The organism is Blastococcus sp. VKM Ac-2987 (genome assembly GCF_026967805.1).
Lineage (GTDB): Bacteria > Actinomycetota > Actinomycetes > Mycobacteriales > Geodermatophilaceae > Blastococcus.
On sequence record NZ_JAPVBG010000001.1, the window covers coordinates 1,531,889 to 1,548,405 of the forward strand.

General features: G+C 75.1%; 14 protein-coding genes. 7 read left to right on the plus strand and 7 right to left on the minus strand.

Going from position 1 to position 16,517, the window contains the following annotated elements:
- The first annotated feature begins 444 nt into the window (after nt 1–444).
- The 7 genes from O2W17_RS07640 to O2W17_RS07670 all read left to right on the plus strand — a co-directional run bounded on the left by O2W17_RS07640 (nt 445) and on the right by O2W17_RS07670 (nt 8,527).
- Complete coding sequence (locus tag O2W17_RS07640) at nt 445–1,242, plus strand: ABC transporter ATP-binding protein (RefSeq protein WP_269191800.1); 798 nt, start codon at nt 445–447, stop codon at nt 1,240–1,242.
- Complete coding sequence (locus O2W17_RS07645; RefSeq protein ID WP_269191801.1) at nt 1,235–2,014, plus strand: ABC transporter ATP-binding protein; 780 nt, start codon at nt 1,235–1,237, stop codon at nt 2,012–2,014. Before O2W17_RS07640 ends, O2W17_RS07645 begins: the two co-directional genes overlap by 8 nt.
- Nucleotides 2,015–2,048: 34 nt before the next feature.
- Complete coding sequence (locus tag O2W17_RS07650) at nt 2,049–2,933, plus strand: branched-chain amino acid ABC transporter permease (protein ID WP_269191802.1); 885 nt, start codon at nt 2,049–2,051, stop codon at nt 2,931–2,933.
- 2 nt (nt 2,934–2,935) lie between these two features.
- Entirely contained in the window at nt 2,936–4,120 is a 1,185-nt protein-coding gene (locus O2W17_RS07655) for a branched-chain amino acid ABC transporter permease (RefSeq protein WP_269191803.1), read from the plus strand.
- Between the two features lie 113 nt (nt 4,121–4,233).
- Nucleotides 4,234–5,565 (plus strand): ABC transporter substrate-binding protein, encoded by a 1,332-nt coding sequence (locus O2W17_RS07660; RefSeq protein ID WP_269191804.1) that lies wholly within the window; start codon nt 4,234–4,236, stop codon nt 5,563–5,565.
- Nucleotides 5,566–5,788: 223 nt separating this feature from the next.
- A complete protein-coding gene (locus tag O2W17_RS07665) occupies nt 5,789–6,778 on the plus strand; it encodes a UDP-glucuronic acid decarboxylase family protein (protein WP_269191805.1) in 990 nt (329 codons plus the stop codon).
- Nucleotides 6,779–6,934: 156 nt separating this feature from the next.
- A complete protein-coding gene (locus O2W17_RS07670) occupies nt 6,935–8,527 on the plus strand; it encodes a substrate-binding domain-containing protein (protein WP_269191806.1) in 1,593 nt (530 codons plus the stop codon).
- Between the two features lie 79 nt (nt 8,528–8,606).
- Here the strand turns inward: O2W17_RS07670 and O2W17_RS07675 are convergent, their stop codons facing one another.
- From O2W17_RS07675 to O2W17_RS07705, 7 genes are read right to left on the minus strand one after another with little or no spacing between them, the layout of a single operon-like run.
- Entirely contained in the window at nt 8,607–9,566 is a 960-nt protein-coding gene (locus O2W17_RS07675) for a glycosyltransferase family 9 protein (RefSeq protein WP_269191807.1), read from the minus strand.
- A complete protein-coding gene (rfaE2, locus tag O2W17_RS07680; protein WP_269191808.1) occupies nt 9,566–10,963 on the minus strand; it encodes a D-glycero-beta-D-manno-heptose 1-phosphate adenylyltransferase in 1,398 nt (465 codons plus the stop codon). The genes O2W17_RS07675 and rfaE2 overlap by 1 nt, the downstream gene beginning before the upstream one ends.
- Complete coding sequence (locus O2W17_RS07685; protein WP_269191809.1) at nt 10,960–11,643, minus strand: D-sedoheptulose-7-phosphate isomerase; 684 nt, start codon at nt 11,641–11,643, stop codon at nt 10,960–10,962. The genes rfaE2 and O2W17_RS07685 overlap by 4 nt, the downstream gene beginning before the upstream one ends.
- Nucleotides 11,640–12,884 carry a glycosyltransferase gene (locus tag O2W17_RS07690; protein WP_269191810.1) on the minus strand — a complete coding sequence of 415 codons (1,245 nt, stop codon included), beginning with the start codon at nt 12,882–12,884 and terminating at the stop codon, nt 11,640–11,642. Before O2W17_RS07690 ends, O2W17_RS07685 begins: the two co-directional genes overlap by 4 nt.
- Entirely contained in the window at nt 12,881–13,861 is a 981-nt protein-coding gene (locus O2W17_RS07695; RefSeq protein ID WP_269191811.1) for a glycosyltransferase, read from the minus strand. Before O2W17_RS07695 ends, O2W17_RS07690 begins: the two co-directional genes overlap by 4 nt.
- Complete coding sequence (locus O2W17_RS07700) at nt 13,858–14,937, minus strand: glycosyltransferase family 9 protein (RefSeq protein ID WP_269191812.1); 1,080 nt, start codon at nt 14,935–14,937, stop codon at nt 13,858–13,860. Before O2W17_RS07700 ends, O2W17_RS07695 begins: the two co-directional genes overlap by 4 nt.
- A complete protein-coding gene (locus tag O2W17_RS07705) occupies nt 14,934–16,424 on the minus strand; it encodes an HAD-IIIA family hydrolase (RefSeq protein WP_269191813.1) in 1,491 nt (496 codons plus the stop codon). Before O2W17_RS07705 ends, O2W17_RS07700 begins: the two co-directional genes overlap by 4 nt.
- Between the last annotated feature and the right edge of the window lie 93 nt (nt 16,425–16,517).

Consider the following 16,517-nt stretch of genomic DNA (forward strand, 5'->3'; position numbering starts at 1 on the left):
TGACGCCGCCGCTGACAGCACAACACGGGACGTGGATGACTGTGCGGTCAGCCCATTGTGAGTGCGAACACAGGAGAGGAGGGTCGGCCCAGCACGGTCGTGACCCAATCGACGCCGGCCCCCGTGACCCGGCGGCCGTCGGCGAGCCCTCACCGGCCTCCGTCCCACCCGTCCCCACCCGGGTCCCGGAGGTCGCGTACACCCTCCTTCCCGCCGCGCGAGACGCGGGACACACAGCACAACCCGATCTCGCGATCGCTGTGCGGTGCGCCCATTGTGACCGCCGACACGGCCGTGCACTCTCAGCGGGACGTACTCGCGACCGACCGTCACCGTCCCCCTCCGGGGTGGTGACCTCGCCGATGCAGAGGAGCAGTGGGCCCCTTGGCGCAGCCGACCGGCAGCCAGCGAACGCAAGAATCACCGCCCACGGCCCGGCTCGAGATGACCGGGATCAACGTCGCCTTCGGCGGCGTGCTGGCCCTCACCGACGTGTCGGTGACCGTCGAGCCTGGCCAGGTGCACGGACTGATCGGCCCCAACGGGGCCGGCAAGACGACCCTGTTCAACGTCGCCTGCGGCCTGGTCCGCCCGACGTCCGGCCGGATCGTCTGGCGCGGGGAGGAGATGCGCCGGCTGCAGCCCAGCAAGCTCACCTCCCTGGGCATCGCCCGCACCCTGCAGGGAGTGGGCCTGTTCCCCGGCATGACCGTGCTGGAGAACGTCATGGTGGGCGCGCACCGGCACGCCCGGGCCGGCTTCTTCTCGGCGCTGGTGGCACTGCCCACGTCCGACAAGGACGAGCGGCTGCTGCGCGAGCGGGCGATGCGGGCGCTGACCGAGCTGAACGCCGAGCGGTACGCCGGGCGCTACCCCGGCTCGCTGCCCTACCCGGTGCAGAAGCGGGTCGCGCTGGCGCGGGCGCTGGTGTCCGAGCCGGAGCTGCTGCTGCTCGACGAGCCCGCCAGCGGTCTGTCCGAGGACGAGATGAACGAGCTGGGCGAGCTGATCCGCTCGGTCGTCGGCCGGATGAGCGTGCTGCTCGTCGAGCACCACATGGACCTGGTCATGCGGGTCTGCGACCGGATCACCGTGCTCGACTCCGGCAAGCAGATCGCCGCCGGCACCCCGGCGGAGGTCCAGGCCGACCCGGCCGTCACCGAGGCCTACCTCGGCGACGCCGTCGAGCCGGGAGACGCCGACGAGCTGACCCACGCCGACGGAGGACGCAACCATGCCTGAGACCCACGGCAGCACGGCGGTGTCCGCCACCGGCGGCACCGCGGCCGGCGGCACCGCCACCACCACCCGCCTGCTGGAGGTGGAGAACCTCACCTCCACCTACGGGCCGGTCCGCGCCCTCGACGGCGTCTCCCTCTCGGCCGAGGCCGGGCGGATCACCGCCGTCCTCGGTGCGAACGGCGCCGGCAAGACGACGCTGCTGCGCACCGTCAGCGGCCTGGTGCGCCCGGTCTCCGGCCGCGTGGTCCTCGACGGCGAGGACATCACCAAGGCGCCGGTCGAGGCCATGGTCGGCAAGGGCATGGCGCACGTCCCCGAGGGGCGCGGCGTGATCTCCGAGCTGACCGTCGAGGAGAACCTGCGGGTCGGCGCGCTGTTCCGCGGCAAGGTCGGCAACGAGGAGTACGACCGGGTCTACGACCTCTTCCCGCGCATCGCCGAGCGCAAGAACAACGCCGCGCACACGCTGTCCGGCGGTGAACGGCAGATGCTCGTCATCGGCCGGGCGCTGCTGGCCAAGCCGCGCGTCCTGCTGCTCGACGAGCCGTCCCTGGGCCTGGCCCCGCGCATCGTCGCGCAGATCTTCGGGCTGCTCCGCAAGCTGGTCGACTCGGAGAACCTCTCGGTGCTGCTGGTCGAGCAGAACGCCCGCAGCGCCCTGTCGGTCGCCGATGTCGGCGTCGTCCTCAACCTCGGCCGGGTGGTGGTCACCGACTCCGCCCGCACCCTGATGGCCGACGAGGACCTCCGGCACGCCTACCTCGGTTTCTGACCCTCCCCGCACTGCCAGGAAGGCTTCCTCCTCCGTGGACTACTTCGTCAACGTGACCCTCACCGGGTTGACCCAGGGCATGATCTACTCGGCCTTCGCCCTGGCCCTGGTGCTCATCTGGCGATCGACCCGCATCGTCAACTTCGCCCAGGGCTCGATGGCCGCGGCCACCACGTTCATCGCCCTCGCGCTGATCCAGGCCGGCCAGTCCTACTGGGTGGCGCTGATCGTCGCCCTGCTCTCCGGCTTCCTCCTGGGCGCGATCGTCGAGCGGGTGATCATCCGCCCGGTCGAGGGCGGCCCCGAGCTCAACGCCGTGATCGTGACCCTCGGCCTCTTCGTCGCGATCCAGGCGGCCATCGCCATCATCTTCGGCTCGTCGTTCCAGTCGTTCCCGACCCCGTTCGGCGTCCGGGGCTTCGAGGTCGGCGACACGACGATCCCGCTGACCCCCACCAGCCTCTACATCATCGGCTCGGTGCTGCTGACGATGGCGCTCCTGGTCGCCCTGTTCCGGTTCACCCGGATCGGCCTGGCCATGCGCGCCTCGGCGTTCAGCCAGGAGGTCGCCCGGCTGCTCGGCGTCAAGGTGGGCAGCATGCTCACCCTCGGCTGGGGGCTGGCCGCCGTCGTCGGTTCGCTGGCGGGCCTGCTCATCGCCGGTGGCACGTTCGTCTGGCCGGCCTACATGGACGCGCTGATCGTGTTCGGCTTCGTCGCCGCGATCATCGGCGGGCTCGACTCGCCGGTCGGCGCGATCGTCGGTGGGCTGATCCTGGGCCTGGCGCTGAGCTACGTGAGCGGCTACGCGCCGCGCGGCAGCGCGCTGGTCAACATCTCGGCCCTGGTGATCCTCATCGTCGTGCTGCTGGTGCGGCCCGGCGGCCTGTTCAGCAGCACCACGGCTCGGAGGGCATGACCATGAGCGACCTGCAGAGCCCCGCGTCCACCGGCACCGCCGGCAAGGCCAGCGACGATGCCCCGGTCAAGGCCACCGCCGGGGGCGACGCGCCCTCGGCTCCGGCGACGACCGGCCGCTCCTTCCTCCCGCAGTCCACGCTGCTGCGCCACCTGCTGGTGCTGGTCGTGTGCGCCGTGCTCGCCGTGGCGATCCTCGAGCTGACCAGTCCGTTCCAGAACTCGCAGCTGGCGACCCTCACCTACTACGCCATCGCCGCCGGCGGCCTGACCGTGCTCACCGGCATGAACGGCCAGATCTCGCTCGGCCACGGGGCGCTCATGGCGGCCGGCGCCTACACCACGGCGCTGCTCCTCGATGCCGAGGAGCCGCTCCCGCTGCCGGTCATCCTGCTGGCCGCCATCGTGGTGGCCACGGCGATCGGTGCCCTCGTCGGGGTGGCCGCCGCCCGCCTGCACGGCCCCTACCTGGCCGGTGCGACGCTGGCCCTGGCCGTGGGTCTGCCCGGTCTGGCGATCTACTTCCACGACATCTTCGGCGGCGAGCAGGGCATGCGGGTGCGCGCCCCGCAGGCTCCGGAGTGGTTCGACGGCTTCATCTCCGCGGTGTCGGGCAACAACGCCTCGAGCACCAAGTGGCTGGCCTACGTCGGTGCGATCTGCCTGCTGATCACCTACTTCTTCCTGGCCAACCTGGTCCGCAGCCGGATCGGGCGGACCTGGCGGGCGGTGCGCGACCAGGAGGTCGCCGCCGAGCTGGCCGGCATCAACCTCGGGGCCTGGCGGGTGCTTGCGTTCGTCGTCAGCGCCGCTGCGGCCGGGCTGGCCGGTGGCGTGCTGGCCATCGTGGTCCGCCTCGCCGCGCCCAGCGGCTTCACCATCGTGCTGTCGCTGGCACTGCTCACCGCGATCGTCATCGGCGGGCTGGGCAGCCTGACCGGCGCCCTGCTCGGTTCGGCGCTGCTGGTCTTCCTCCCGCCGTTCGTCACCAACCTCGGCGGCGACTTCGGGCTCAGCCAGACCGAGGCCGCCCAGCTGGCGCCGTTCGTCTACGGCGTCGTGCTCATCGTGGTGATGATCTTCGTCCCGGCCGGCTTCGTGGGGACCATCCGCCTCCGCTGGATGACCCGCAAGGCCAAGCGGGCGATGGCTCAGGCCGGCGCCGACGGCGCGAGCAGCAGGGGGTGAGGGCGACCCCTTCGACCCGCCGCTTCCGGCCGCTCCACCCCACCCATACTCCCGGGCACCGATGCCCGGGCCGCACCAGAGGAGAACCGTTGTCCAGATCCTCCCGTCGACTCATGACCGCCATCGCCGCGGCCACCGTCGCCTCCACCGTCGCCGCCTGCGGCGGCAGCGATGACAGCGGTGGCGGCACCAGCAGCGGCGGTGGTGGAGGCGAGAACGAGGCCTCCGACATCGGCGTCACCGAGGACACCATCACGCTCGGCGCGCACTACCCCCTGACCGGTGTGGCCGCGCCCGGCTACAGCGAGATCCCCACCGGCGTGCAGGCCTACTTCGACTGCCTGAACCAGGAGGGCGGGGTCTACGGGCGCGACATCGAGTTCATCTTCCGGGACGACGCCTACAACCCCACCCAGACCAGCCAGGTCACCAACGAGCTCGTCCTCGAGGACGAGATCTTCGCGATGATGAGCGGCCTCGGTACGCCGACCCACAGCGCGGTGGTCGACTTCCTCAACGACGAGGGCGTCCCCGACCTGTTCGTCTCCTCGGGCTCGCTGCTCTGGGGCGAGGACCCGGAGCAGTACCCGATGTCGTTCGGGTGGCAGACCGACTACGAGAGCGAGGGCAAGATCATCGGCGAGTACATCGCCGAGAACTTCCCCGACGCGCAGGTCGGGCTCTTCCTCCAGGACGACGACTTCGGCGAGGACGGCGAGGCCGGCATCCGCCAGTACATCGACGACCAGATCGTCGCGGCCGAGCGGTACACGCCGGGCAACACCAACGTCGGCCCGCAGATCGCGGCGCTGCAGGCGGCCGGCGCCGACTTCGTCGTCGGCTTCAACGTGCCCAGCTACACCGCGCTGTCGCAGCTGACCGCGCTGCAGCTCGGCTACGACCCGCAGTGGTTCTACTCCAACGTGGGTTCGGACCCGACGCTGGTCGGCGGTCTGCTGAACCGCTTCAGCGAGGGCCAGGTCAGTGACGCCGCCCTGCTGGACGGCGCGCTGACCACCGGCTACCTGCCGACGGTCGACATGACCGACAACCCGTGGATCACCGAGTTCCAGCGCATCTGGGACGAGTGCGGTGGCGAGGGCGACCTCACCAACTACCGCGTCTACGGCATGGCGCAGGCCTACACCATGACGCAGGCGCTGCAGGCGGCCGGCCAGAACCCGACCCGCGAGGGCCTGGTCGAGGCCGTCGAGACCGCCGGCGGCGAGTGGGAGGGTCCGGTGTTCGCGCCGTTCCGCTACTCCGAGGACAGCCACATGGGTACCGGCGGCATGACCATCGAGCGCATCGTGGGCAACGGCTCCGAGGAGGTGCAGCCGGTGCGCATCACCGACATCGGTGACGCCCCGATCGAGGAGTACGACGGCGAGGCGGCGACCCCGCCGGCCAACGCCATCCCGGACGAGGAGTCGGTCGTCGACTGATCGCCCGGGCTCCTGACGGGGCACCCCTCCCCCGCCCCCTCGGGGTCGCGGAGGGCAGCACATCCGGCGGGCCGCCGGTCTCTCTCGGGAGGCCGGCGGCTCGTCCGTCGTTGCGGGCCCGGCATCGGCGCGAACACTTCGAGGCCGAAGTGTGTGCGAAGTTGATCTCCGGGTACGGGGCGGAGGATGCGCGCCACCCGCGCGCGGGTCGAGGGGGGCAGCGATGGTCGAGGGTCCGGGGCGCGAGGCGCGGACGATCCGCCGGGCGGTCGTCACCGGGGGCGCCGGGTTCCTGGGCTCGCACCTGTGCGAGCAGCTGCTGGAGCGGGAGGTCGAGGTCGTCTGCCTCGACAACTTCCTCACCGGCACCCCCGGGAACGTCGCGCACCTGATGGAGCACCCCGGTTTCCGGCTGGTGCGCTGCGACGTCACCGACTACGTGCACGTCCCCGGCCCGGTGGACCTGGTGCTGCACTTCGCCTCCCCCGCCAGCCCCATCGACTACCTCAAGATGCCGATCGAGACCCTGAAGGTCGGCAGCCTCGGCACGCTGCACACCCTCGGTCTCGCCCACGACAAGGGCGCCCGCTACGTGCTGGCCTCGACCTCCGAGGTCTACGGCGACCCGCTGCAGCACCCGCAGACCGAGGGGTACTGGGGCAACGTCAACCCGGTGGGCCCGCGCGGCGTGTACGACGAGGCCAAGCGGTTCAGCGAGGCGCTGACCACCGCGTACCGGACGTCGAAGGGCACCGACACCGGCATCGTGCGGATCTTCAACACCTACGGGCCGCGGATGCGCGCCGACGACGGCCGCGCGATCCCCGCCTTCGTCAACCAGGCGCTGGAGGGCCGGCCGCTCACGGTCGCCGGTGACGGGTCGCAGACCCGCTCGATCTGCTACGTCGACGACACCGTCGCCGGGATCCTGGCGATGGCCTTCTCCGGCCACACCGGCCCGGTGAACATCGGCAACCCCGACGAGCTGTCGATGCTGCGGCTGGCCCGGTGGATCGTCGAGCTCACCGGCTCGGACTCCCCGATCGCCCACATCGACCTGCCGGTCGACGACCCCAAGGTGCGCCGCCCCGACACCACGCTCGCCGAGCAGCTGCTCGGCTGGCAGCCCCGGGTGCCGTCCGAGCAGGGGCTGCGCCGAACGGTCGACTGGTTCGCCGCGCAGCACATCACCACTGCAGCCGGGGCAGTCTGACGCTGCGTTGCCACTCGTGCGACGAGAGTCACCCCAGGGCGACCCACTTCACATCTACTCTGGAGCGGCGCGCTCGGTGGGAGCCGCGACCCCCCTAGTTGACCGCAGAGAGCGAGCATGGGCCGCCACGCCGAACGCACGACCCAGCGCCGTACGGTGCCTCCCGTCCTCCTCGCCGCAGGTCTCGCGGTGGTGCTGGTCCTCGGCGGCCTGGGCTGGTGGCTGACGGCGAGCGGTGGTTGCGAGCGCGCGACCGTCGACGTCACCGTCGCCCCGGAACTCGGCCCGCTGACCGAGGAGCTGCTGACCGACCTGGAGTCGCCCGACGGCGAGGTGTGCGTCGACGCCCAGGTGACCGCCCAGGAGCCGCTGCAGAGCGCCGGCGCCCTCGGCGCGCTGGCCGAGGACGCGCTTCCCGACGTCTGGGTCCCCGACTCCCGCCTGTGGGCCGCCCGCGTCGCCTCCGCCGAGCTCGAGCAGGAAGGCTCGATGGCGGTGTCCCCCGTGGTCCTGGGCACCAGTCGCGCGGTGGTCGACGACCTCGGCTGGAGCGACACCCCGCCCGGCTGGAGCGAGGCCATGGGCACCGACCGGCCGCTCGCGGTGCCCGACCTCGCCTCCAGCGCCGAGGCCCTCTCCGTGCTCGCCGCCGTGCGGACCGCGCTGGGCGGCGACGCCGACGCGGACAACGCCATCGTGCAGGCGGTGCTGGCCGCGGCGCGCAGCACGGCCCTCTCGCCCGGCGAGGCCCTGGACGCCGGCCGCGCGGGCAGCGCGGAGGCCCCGCTGGTGCCGGTCAGCGAGCAGGAGGTCTACGCGCTCAACCAGGACGCACAGGACGCCGAGCTCGTCGCCGTCTACCCCGCCGAGGGGTCGCCGGTGCTCGACTACCCGGTGCTGCGGGTCGGCGCCGCCACGGGGGCGCAGCAGCAGGCCGTGGACGTCGTGGTCGGCAGGCTGCTCTCCGACGAGGCGCAGACCGCCGTCCGCGACGCCGGCTTCCGCGGGCCCGAGGGCGCCGCTCCGACCGGTGCCGGCCCGGAGACCGGGATCGTGGCGGCGAGCCCCGAGGTGGTGCCGCTGGAGGCCGAGCAGGTGCAGGCGCTGCTGACCCGGCTGAGCAGCCTCGCCGCGCCGTCCCGGATCCTGTCGGTCTTCGACGTCTCGACGTCGATGGAGGCGCCGGTCGGCGACGGCACCCGCGCCACGCTGGCCCGCGACGCCGCCAAGGCGGCGCTCTCGCTGGTCCCGGACAACTACGCGCTCGGCTCGTGGGTGTTCGCCTACCAGCTCGAGGGCGACCGGGACTGGGAGCAGATGGTGCCCACCCGCGAGCTGGACGACGTGGTGGACGGGCGCGTGCAGCGCGAGATCCTCGATGAGCAGCTCGACACGCTCCCCGACCGGCTCACGCCGGGCGGGACCGGGCTGTACGACACCACGCTGGCCGCGGTCCGTGCGGCTCGGGAGGACTACGACCCGACCGCCGTCAACAGCGTCCTGATCGTCACCGACGGCGCCAACGAGGACGACGACGCGGGCCTCGGCCTGGAGGAGCTGCTGGGCACCCTCTCCGCCGAGGCGGACCCGGACCGGCCGGTCAAGGTCATCGGCGTCGCCCTCGGCCCGGACGCCGACGTGAGCGTCCTCGAGGAGATCGCCGACGTGACCGGCGGGGCGGCGTACTCCGCCGTCGACGAGACCGACCTGCAGACCGTCCTGTTCGACGCCCTCCGCCAGCGGGGGTAGCCGGGCGCGGCATCGACGCCTCGCCAGGCATAGGAAGCTATGCCTGTGTTCCGGCGGCCCGAACCGCAGGCATAGCTTCCTATGCCTGGGATGGGCAGGCTCCGTCGACGAGTCCGTCCAGGGCGTCCAGCACCTCGTCGACGGTGATCTCGGCCAGCGCGGGGTCCAGCTCGGTGCCCCAGGGGTCGCCGGTGCCGTCGCCGTGCCAGAGGACGCGGTGCAGCGGTCCGTGCTCCCCGGGCCGGAGCGGCGGCCCCCACAGCGCCGGCGACACCGGGCCGAACAGCACCACCGAGGGCCGCCGGTAGGCGGTGGCCAGGTGCGCGACGCCCGTGTCGCCGCAGACGACCAGGCGGGCCGCGGCGACCACCGCCGCGAGCTCCGTGGACGTCGTCCGGCCGGCCAGCACCGCGGACTCCCCCAGCCCGGCGGCCGCGGCCACCGCGCGGGCCAGCCCCACCTCGGCCGGGCCGCCGGTGATCCGCACGTCGTGACCGGCGTCGGCGAGGTGGCGGGCGATGGCGGCGAACCGGTCCGGCGGCCACCGCCGTCCGGGGAAGGCCGCGCCCGGGTGGACGACGGCGGCGCCGCGCACCGGCGGCGGCACGGCCGGGACGGCGAGGTCGAGGGCGTCGGGGTCGGCGACCACCCCCAGCCCCTCGGCGACCAGCCGGCACCAGCGCCGGACCTCGTGCTCGTCGGGGTACCAGGTGGGGCCGGGGTAGCCGGGGCTGCCGAAGGTGAGCAGCCGGCCCGGCCGCAGGTCCGCCACGACCACGTGCGAGGCCGGGCCCTTGCCGTGCAGGTCGACGGCGAGCTCCGGCGGCGGGCCGGCCCAGTCCAGCGGCTCCAGCTCGCGGGCGGGCAGCACCTCGTCGACGGCGTCGACCAGCCGGGCGAGCGGCTCCAGCGGGGTCGTCGTCGCCAGGACCAGCCGGTGACCGGGGACGGCGGCCCGCACCGCGCGGATGGCGGGCACGCCGGTCAGCAGGTCCCCCAGGCCGAGCGGGCGCAGGACGACCGCGGTCGGCCGCTCCATCACACCCGCGAGCGCTCGACCAGGGCCGTGGTCGAGTGGCCGTCGAGGTAGGGCAGGACGACGGCCTGACCACCCCAGCCGCGCAGCACCTCGGCCTCGGGCAGGTCCGCCCCGGCGTAGTCGCCGCCCTTGGCCCACACGTCCGGCCGCAGCCGGTCGAGCACCTGCGCCGGGGTGTCCTCCCCGAAGACGACGACGGCGTCCACGAACTCCAGCGCCTCCAGCACCCGCGCCCGGTCCGCCGCGGTCACCAGCGGCCGCGAGGGCCCCTTGAGACGGCGCACCGAGTCGTCGGAGTTGATGCACACCACCAGGCAGTCGCCGAGGCCACGGGCGGCCCGCAGCGTCGCGACGTGCCCCGGGTGCAGCAGGTCGAAGCACCCGCCGGTGGCGACGACGGTCCCCCCGGCCGCACGGACCCGCGCGATCACCGACTCGGCACCGGGCTCCGCCACCACGTTCGGCTCGGCCCCGTCCGCGGCGTCCCAGGCCGAGGCCCCGCCGCGCGCGACGAACGCGGAGGCGAAGGCGACCGCGGCGGCCACCGCCTCGCCGGTGACCGCGCCGTCGGCGAGCGCCAGGGCCGCCGCGGCCGCGAAGGAGTCACCGGCCCCGCACGGGTCGCCCCCGGTGACCGCCGCCGCGGGCACCACCATGGGCGCACCGGAGCCGTAGGAGAGCAGCGCGCCGCGGGCACCGAGGGTCACCGCGACCGCGCCCACGCCCCAGTGCCGGATGAGGGCCTCGGCGCGGGCGCCGACGGCGGCCAGGCCCGCGCCGTCGCCGGCCACGCCGGCACCGGCCGCCACGCGGGCGGCCTCCGCGCCGTTGGGGGTGACCAGCCGGGCGTTCGGCACGGGGTCGGCGCCGCGCGGGTGCGGGTCCCAGACCACGGGGCCGCGGGCGGCGGCCAGCGCGTCGCGGACCGCCGGGTCGGCCGTCGTCCCCCGCCCGTAGTCGGCCACCAGCACGGCGGCGGCGTCCCGGATGGCGGCGGCCGCCTCGGCCGGCAGCTCGCCGAGCACCGCCACCGGCGCGCCGCTGTCCAGCCGGGCCACCGAGTGGTCGCCCACGCGCACCCGCTGCTTCACGGCGGTGCCGCCGCCGGCCGGGATGGCGATCAGCCGGACGCGGCCGTCGAGCAGCGCCCGCAGCCGGTCGGCCCCCTCGTCGGAGTCCAGCGGCGCGACCAGCACCACCTCCCGGGCGGAGGCGGCGGCCGCGATGACGGCGGCGAGCGCCGCGCCGCCCGGGCGCTCCCGCCGCTCGATGTCCTCGACCACCGGCACGGGTGCGTCGGGGGTCAGCCGCGAGGCGGTGCCGACGAGGTCGACGTCGAGCAGCGCGTCGCCCACGACGACCAGCGGCCGCGCCGCCGGCGGGGTCCGGCGCGTCACTGCGCGGCCCCCAGCGTCGGGCCGGAGGGCACCCGCGCGGGCTCGGCGAGCACCGCGGCGTCGAACGCCGCGCAGACCAGGTGCAGGGCGACCAGGTGGCACTCCTGCACGGTCGCCGTCCAGGGCGAGTCGATGCAGACCGCCTCGTCGGCGGAGGCGGCCAGCGGGTTGGGCGCCGGCCCGGTGATCGCCAGCACGGTGATCCCGCACTCCCGGGCGCGACGGGCCGCGGCGACGGCGTTGGGCGAGCGGCCCGACGTCGACAGCAGGATCAGCACGTCGCCGGCGCGGCCGTGCGCCTCCACCTGGCGGGCGAACAGCTCGTCGGCCGGGTAGTCGTTGGCGATGGCGGTCAGCGACGAGGTCTCCGCGGTGAGGCAGATGGCGGAGAACGGCGGCCGATCGGCGCGGTAGCGGCCCACCAGCTCGGCGGTGAGGTGCTGGGCCTGCGCCGCGCTGCCGCCGTTGCCCGCGGCCAGCAGCCGTCCGCGGGACTCCCCGCAGAGCACGTCGGCGAGCAGCCGGCCCCAGCGGTCGAGCACGGGCACCTGGGACTCCACCGACCGCAGCGCGGCGGTCAGCGAGGAGACGTGGTCGGCGCCGGTCAGGTGGGTGCAGGTGTCGGGGGACACCACCTCGGCGGCGGTGTTCGGGGCCGCACTCATCGGCATGCCGGTCATCGGGCGACCTCCACGGGACGACGGCGGGCGAGGACCTGCCGGTAGACGGTTTCGGTGTCGGCGACGACGCGCGCCCAGCGGTAGCGGGCGCGGGCCCGCTGCACGCCGGCGGCGCCGTAGGCGGCGCGCCGGGCGTCGTCGGAGAGCAGCGCGGCGAGCACCTCGCCGAGCCGCTCGGGATCACGCGGCGGCACGAGGTCCCCGGTGACGCCGTCGGCGACGGTGTCCTGGAGCCCGCCGACGGCTGTGGCGACCACGGGCCGCCCGCAGGCCATGGCCTCGAGCGGGGTGATGCCGAACGGCTCGTACCAGGGGACGGCGAGGACCACGTCGGCCGAGCGCACCCAGGCGGGCACGTCGGCGCGGGCCACCGACCCGGCGAAGACCAGCCGGTCGGCCACGCCCGCCTCGGCGGCGATGCCGCGCAGCCGGCGCACCTCGGGGTCGGCGTCGATCGCGTCCGGGGCCGGGCCGCCGACGACCACCAGCTCGGCGCCGGGCACGGCGCGCAGCGCCCGGACGGCGTCGTCCTGGCCCTTGCGCTCGACCAGCCGGCCGAGGACCAGCAGCCGCTTGCGGTCCCCCCGCGGGGCGACCGGGCCGCGCGGGGTGAACACCGAGGTGTCCACGCCGCACGGCACGACCGAGACACGGTCGCTGGGCAGGCCCAGCCGGCGCAGCTCGAACACCTCGTCGGAGCAGGTGGCCACCACGTGACTGACGTCCCGGCACAGGCCGCGCTCGAGGTCGACCCGTTCGGCCGGGGAGGGATCGGCGTCGCCCTGGTGGCGGCGCTTGACCGAGCCGAGGGCGTGGAAGGTCTGCAGCACCGGGACGGGTGCGAGCAGGCTGGCCGACGCCTCGACCGACGCCAGGCCGCTCATCCAGAAGTGCGCGTGCACGACGTCGGGCGCCTGCGCGGCCCAGCCGTGCCGGAGCACCCGGGCGAAGGCCGGCATGTGCTCCAGCAGCTCGTCCTTGGGCAGCGGCTCGGCCGGGCCGGCGGTGACGTGGGCGACGTCGTAGCCGTCCTCGGTGGTCACCCGCTCGGGCAGGGCGGCGTCGTCGCGGCGGGTGTGCACGGTGACCTCGTGCCCGCGGGCGGCGAGCCCCGCGGCCAGGGCGGCGACGTGCACGTTCTGCCCGCCGGCGTCGACACCGCCGATCGCGGCGAGCGGGCTGGCGTGCTCGCTGACCAGGTCGATCCTGAGCCGGTACGTGCCCAGCTGGTCGGTCCTCACCGGGTCACCTCCTCGAGCAAGCGGTCCCAGTCGCCCAGGAAGCGGTCCAGCCCGTAGCGCTCCAGGGCCGCCGCGCGGGCGGCCTTGCCGGCCAGCCGGGCGGCGTCCTCGTCGTGCACGAACTCCCGGACGGCGGCCCACAGGCGCTCGGGCCGGGTGGAGAGCACCCCGGCCTCGGCGGGCACCGCCTCCACGGCCTCGGTGGTGGCCAGGCCGACGACGGGCAGCCCCAGGTGCATGGCCTCCAGCAGCGCCAGGCCCAGCGACGTCCAGCGCACCGGGTGCACGTAGACGCGGCGGCGGGCCAGCTCGGTGTGCATGGCGGCCTGCGGCGGGTCGTCGTGCAGAGCGACCCGGGCCGGGTCCAGGCCGTACTTCTCGTGCAGGCCGGCCAGGCCCATGCCGAAGACGTCGACCGGGGCCGCGGCGGCGAGGCCGGGCAGCAGGTCCGCGCCGACGGTGCGGCCCCGGCGCACCGGCTCGTTGGTGACGACGGCGGCCCGGGCCAGCTCACCGGTGTACCGCTCCCCCGGGTCGACGATCCCGTGCTCGATCACCGTCGTCGGCGCCCGGCCGTTGTCGTAGAACAGCCTGTTGAAGAAGGTGACGTGCGCGATCGGGATGTCCGCCTGGTCGGCCATCGGGTGCCGGGTGTGCGGGACCGGTCCGTCACCCGGCTCCAGGCCGGGGGCGTTGTGCTCCAGGAAGACGGCGGGCAGGTCCCGCCCGGGCTCGCGACCGAGCCACTCGTGCACCAGCTCCAGGTCGCGGCGGCGCTGCAGCACGACGACGTCGACGTGCTCGTCGCGCAGCTGGGCGGGCGTCACCTCGCGGGCCGACGCCGGCCATTCCCAGGTGCGGGCGCGGCCGAGGCCGTCAGGTCCCCGATCGGCCACGACCGGCAGCAGGTACTGGTGCCGGCCCTGGACGAACGCCGTCGTCCACGAGCCGTGCACGTGCCAGAGCAGGATGTTCACGCACTCACCTGGATCTCCGCCGCCTTCCCGGCTGCGGCGTCGGGACGGACGACGGCCGTGGCCTCGACCGTGCGGAGCTGCCCCACGGCGGCGACCACGTCCTGCGCGGTCACCGAGGTCAGGCAGGGGTGGCCGGGCACGGGGCACTCGCGGGCCCGGGTGCCCCGGCAGGCCGCGGTCTGGTCGCCCAGGAGCACCGTGGGCACGCCGTAGGGCGCCCAGCGCCCGGCGGGCACGACCGGCGCGAACAGCGAGACCACCGGGGTGCCGACGGCGGCGGCCAGGTGCGCGGGCCCGGTGTTGCCGACGACGACGGCGGCCGCACCGTCGAGCAGCGCGGCCATCTCGGCCAGGGAGGTCGCCCCGCCCAGGTCGACGCCCCGCGTACCCGCGACGAGGGCGGTGAGCTCGCGCTCGCCCGGCCCGCCGGTGACCAGCACCCGGTGGCCGGCGTCGGCCAGCGCCTCGACCGCCTCGGCGCACCGCTGCGCCGGCCAGGCGCGGGCCGGGACCGAGGCCCCGGGGTGCAGGACGACGTAGCCGGGCTCCGCGGCGGCCGGGTGCGCGACCGGGGGCAGGGGTCGCCGCACCACGAGCCGGCCGTCGTCGCCGGCCGGCAGCTCGAACCCCGCGGCCCGGGCCAGCGAGAGGGCCCGCTCGGGCTCGGGGAGGTCGTCGTCGACGCGGTGCCGGACGTCGAGCAGCGTGCCGGGGTAGTCCACGCTGATCGCCGAGATGCGGGGCACGCCCGCCGTGCGCAGCACCAGGGCCAGGGGCAGGGGCGACTGGTGGAACGACGTGGAGAGCACCGCCTCGTCGGGCGCCAGCGCCCGGACGCGGTCGGTGAGCGCGGCGAGGTCGGCGGCGTCGACCGCCGGTGGGTCGCCGAGGATCCAGGGGCAGGACCAGGTCCAGACCTCGTCGACGCCGGGCAGCAGCTCGGCGGCCGCGGCGCCCGCCGGGCCGGCCAGGAACACGACCCGGTCGGCGGTCGCGGCGACGGCGCGCACGAGCGGGCCCTGCAGGAGGACGTCGCCGGCGTTGTCGAGGCGCGCGACCAGGACGGTGCGCGTCACCACGTCCCACCCAGCACGTCGTCCACCGCGCCGGTGAGGGTGGTCACGACGTGCGGGGCGGCGGCGACCTCCTCGCGGCGGGTCACCGGCGTCGGCACCATGATCCCGGTCGCCCCGGCGGCGGCCGCGGCCTCGACGTCGGCGCCGATGTCCCCGATGACGACGACGCGGGCCGGGTCGACGTCCAGCTCGGCGCAGGCGGTCTTGACCATGCCGGGCGCGGGCTTGCGGCAGCTGCAGCCGTCGTCGGGGCCGTGCGGGCACACCTGCACCGTCTCGAACGGCCCCAGGAGCTCGGCCAGCCGCGCCATGCAGGCGTCGACCTGCTCGCGGGTGATCAGCCCCCGGGCCACCCCGGACTGGTTGCTGACCACGCCCACCCGCACGCCGCGGGCGCGCAGCCGGTCGAGGGCCTCCTTCGCGCCGTCGACCGGGCGGACCCACGCCGGGTCGCCGTTGTAGGGGTAGTCGTGCACCAGGGTGCCGTCGCGGTCGAAGAGGACCAGGTCCGGCAGGCCCTTCCAGCGGCGGACACCCACGTGCTGCACCACCCCGCGCAGCCAGTGCCAGGTGGCCAGCGGCGGGATGAGCGCACTGGTCGCGAGCATCGTGCCGACCTCCGCGCGGTCGCGCGGCCCGGGGGCGATGCGCCGCCACGCGAACTCGGCGGTGCCGGCCGCCCAGGCGGCCGCGGTCGCCGCCGCCGATCGCGGACGGCCCGCCACGGCGAGACCGACCGCGGCCAGGCCGGCGGCGGTGACGGCGAGGTGCTGCGGACGCCGGCCGAGAGCGGCGTCGGCGCGCTCGCGCCAGCCGGGCCCGTGCAGCCGGCGCATCAGGACGTCGTCGGCGTTGCCGGCCTGCACCCGGGCGCTGACCCAGCGGTCGGTGGGCCGGACCGGGTGGGTGATCCACCGCTCGCCGCGCACCAGCCGGGCGCCGGTGTCCATGATCCGCAGCGCGAGGTCGGAGTCCTCGCGGAAGGCGCGGGGGAAGCGCTCGTCGAAGCCGCCGACCGCGGCCAGGGCGCTGCGGCGGTAGGCCAGGTCGGCGGTGATCCAGCTGGAGGTGGCCAGCCCGGCGGTGCCGCGCTCCCAGTCGGTGGGCCGCCGGTGCCCGGGGAGCGGGACGCGCACCCGGCCCTGGCTGCCGGCGACGTCGGCGGGCAGCCCGGCGAGGTCGGCGTCCAGCCGCTCGTACCAGTCCGGGTCGGTCACGACGTCGTCGTCGAGGAAGGCGATCCACTCGGTGCGGGCGGTGCGCCAGCCCAGGTTGCGGGCGCGGGCGGGCCCGCCGCCCCCGGTGCGCACGACGCGGACCGGCGGCAGACCGGGGCGGTCGGGGTGCAGCGGCTCGCCGGTGGGCCGGTCGTCGACGACGACCAGCTCCGCGGGCCGCGGGCCGGGCGCAGCGGCGAGCGCGTCGAGCAGGACGTCGAGCGAGGGACGCCCGATCGTCGGCACGACGACGGTGCACTGCGCGAGCATGATCGCGTCTTGCCCGTTCTCCTACCGGCGAAACACTACGGGCTTGAAGTGTCCCTGGACTCAGCCCGACGGGCGACCGCCGGAGCTACCTGG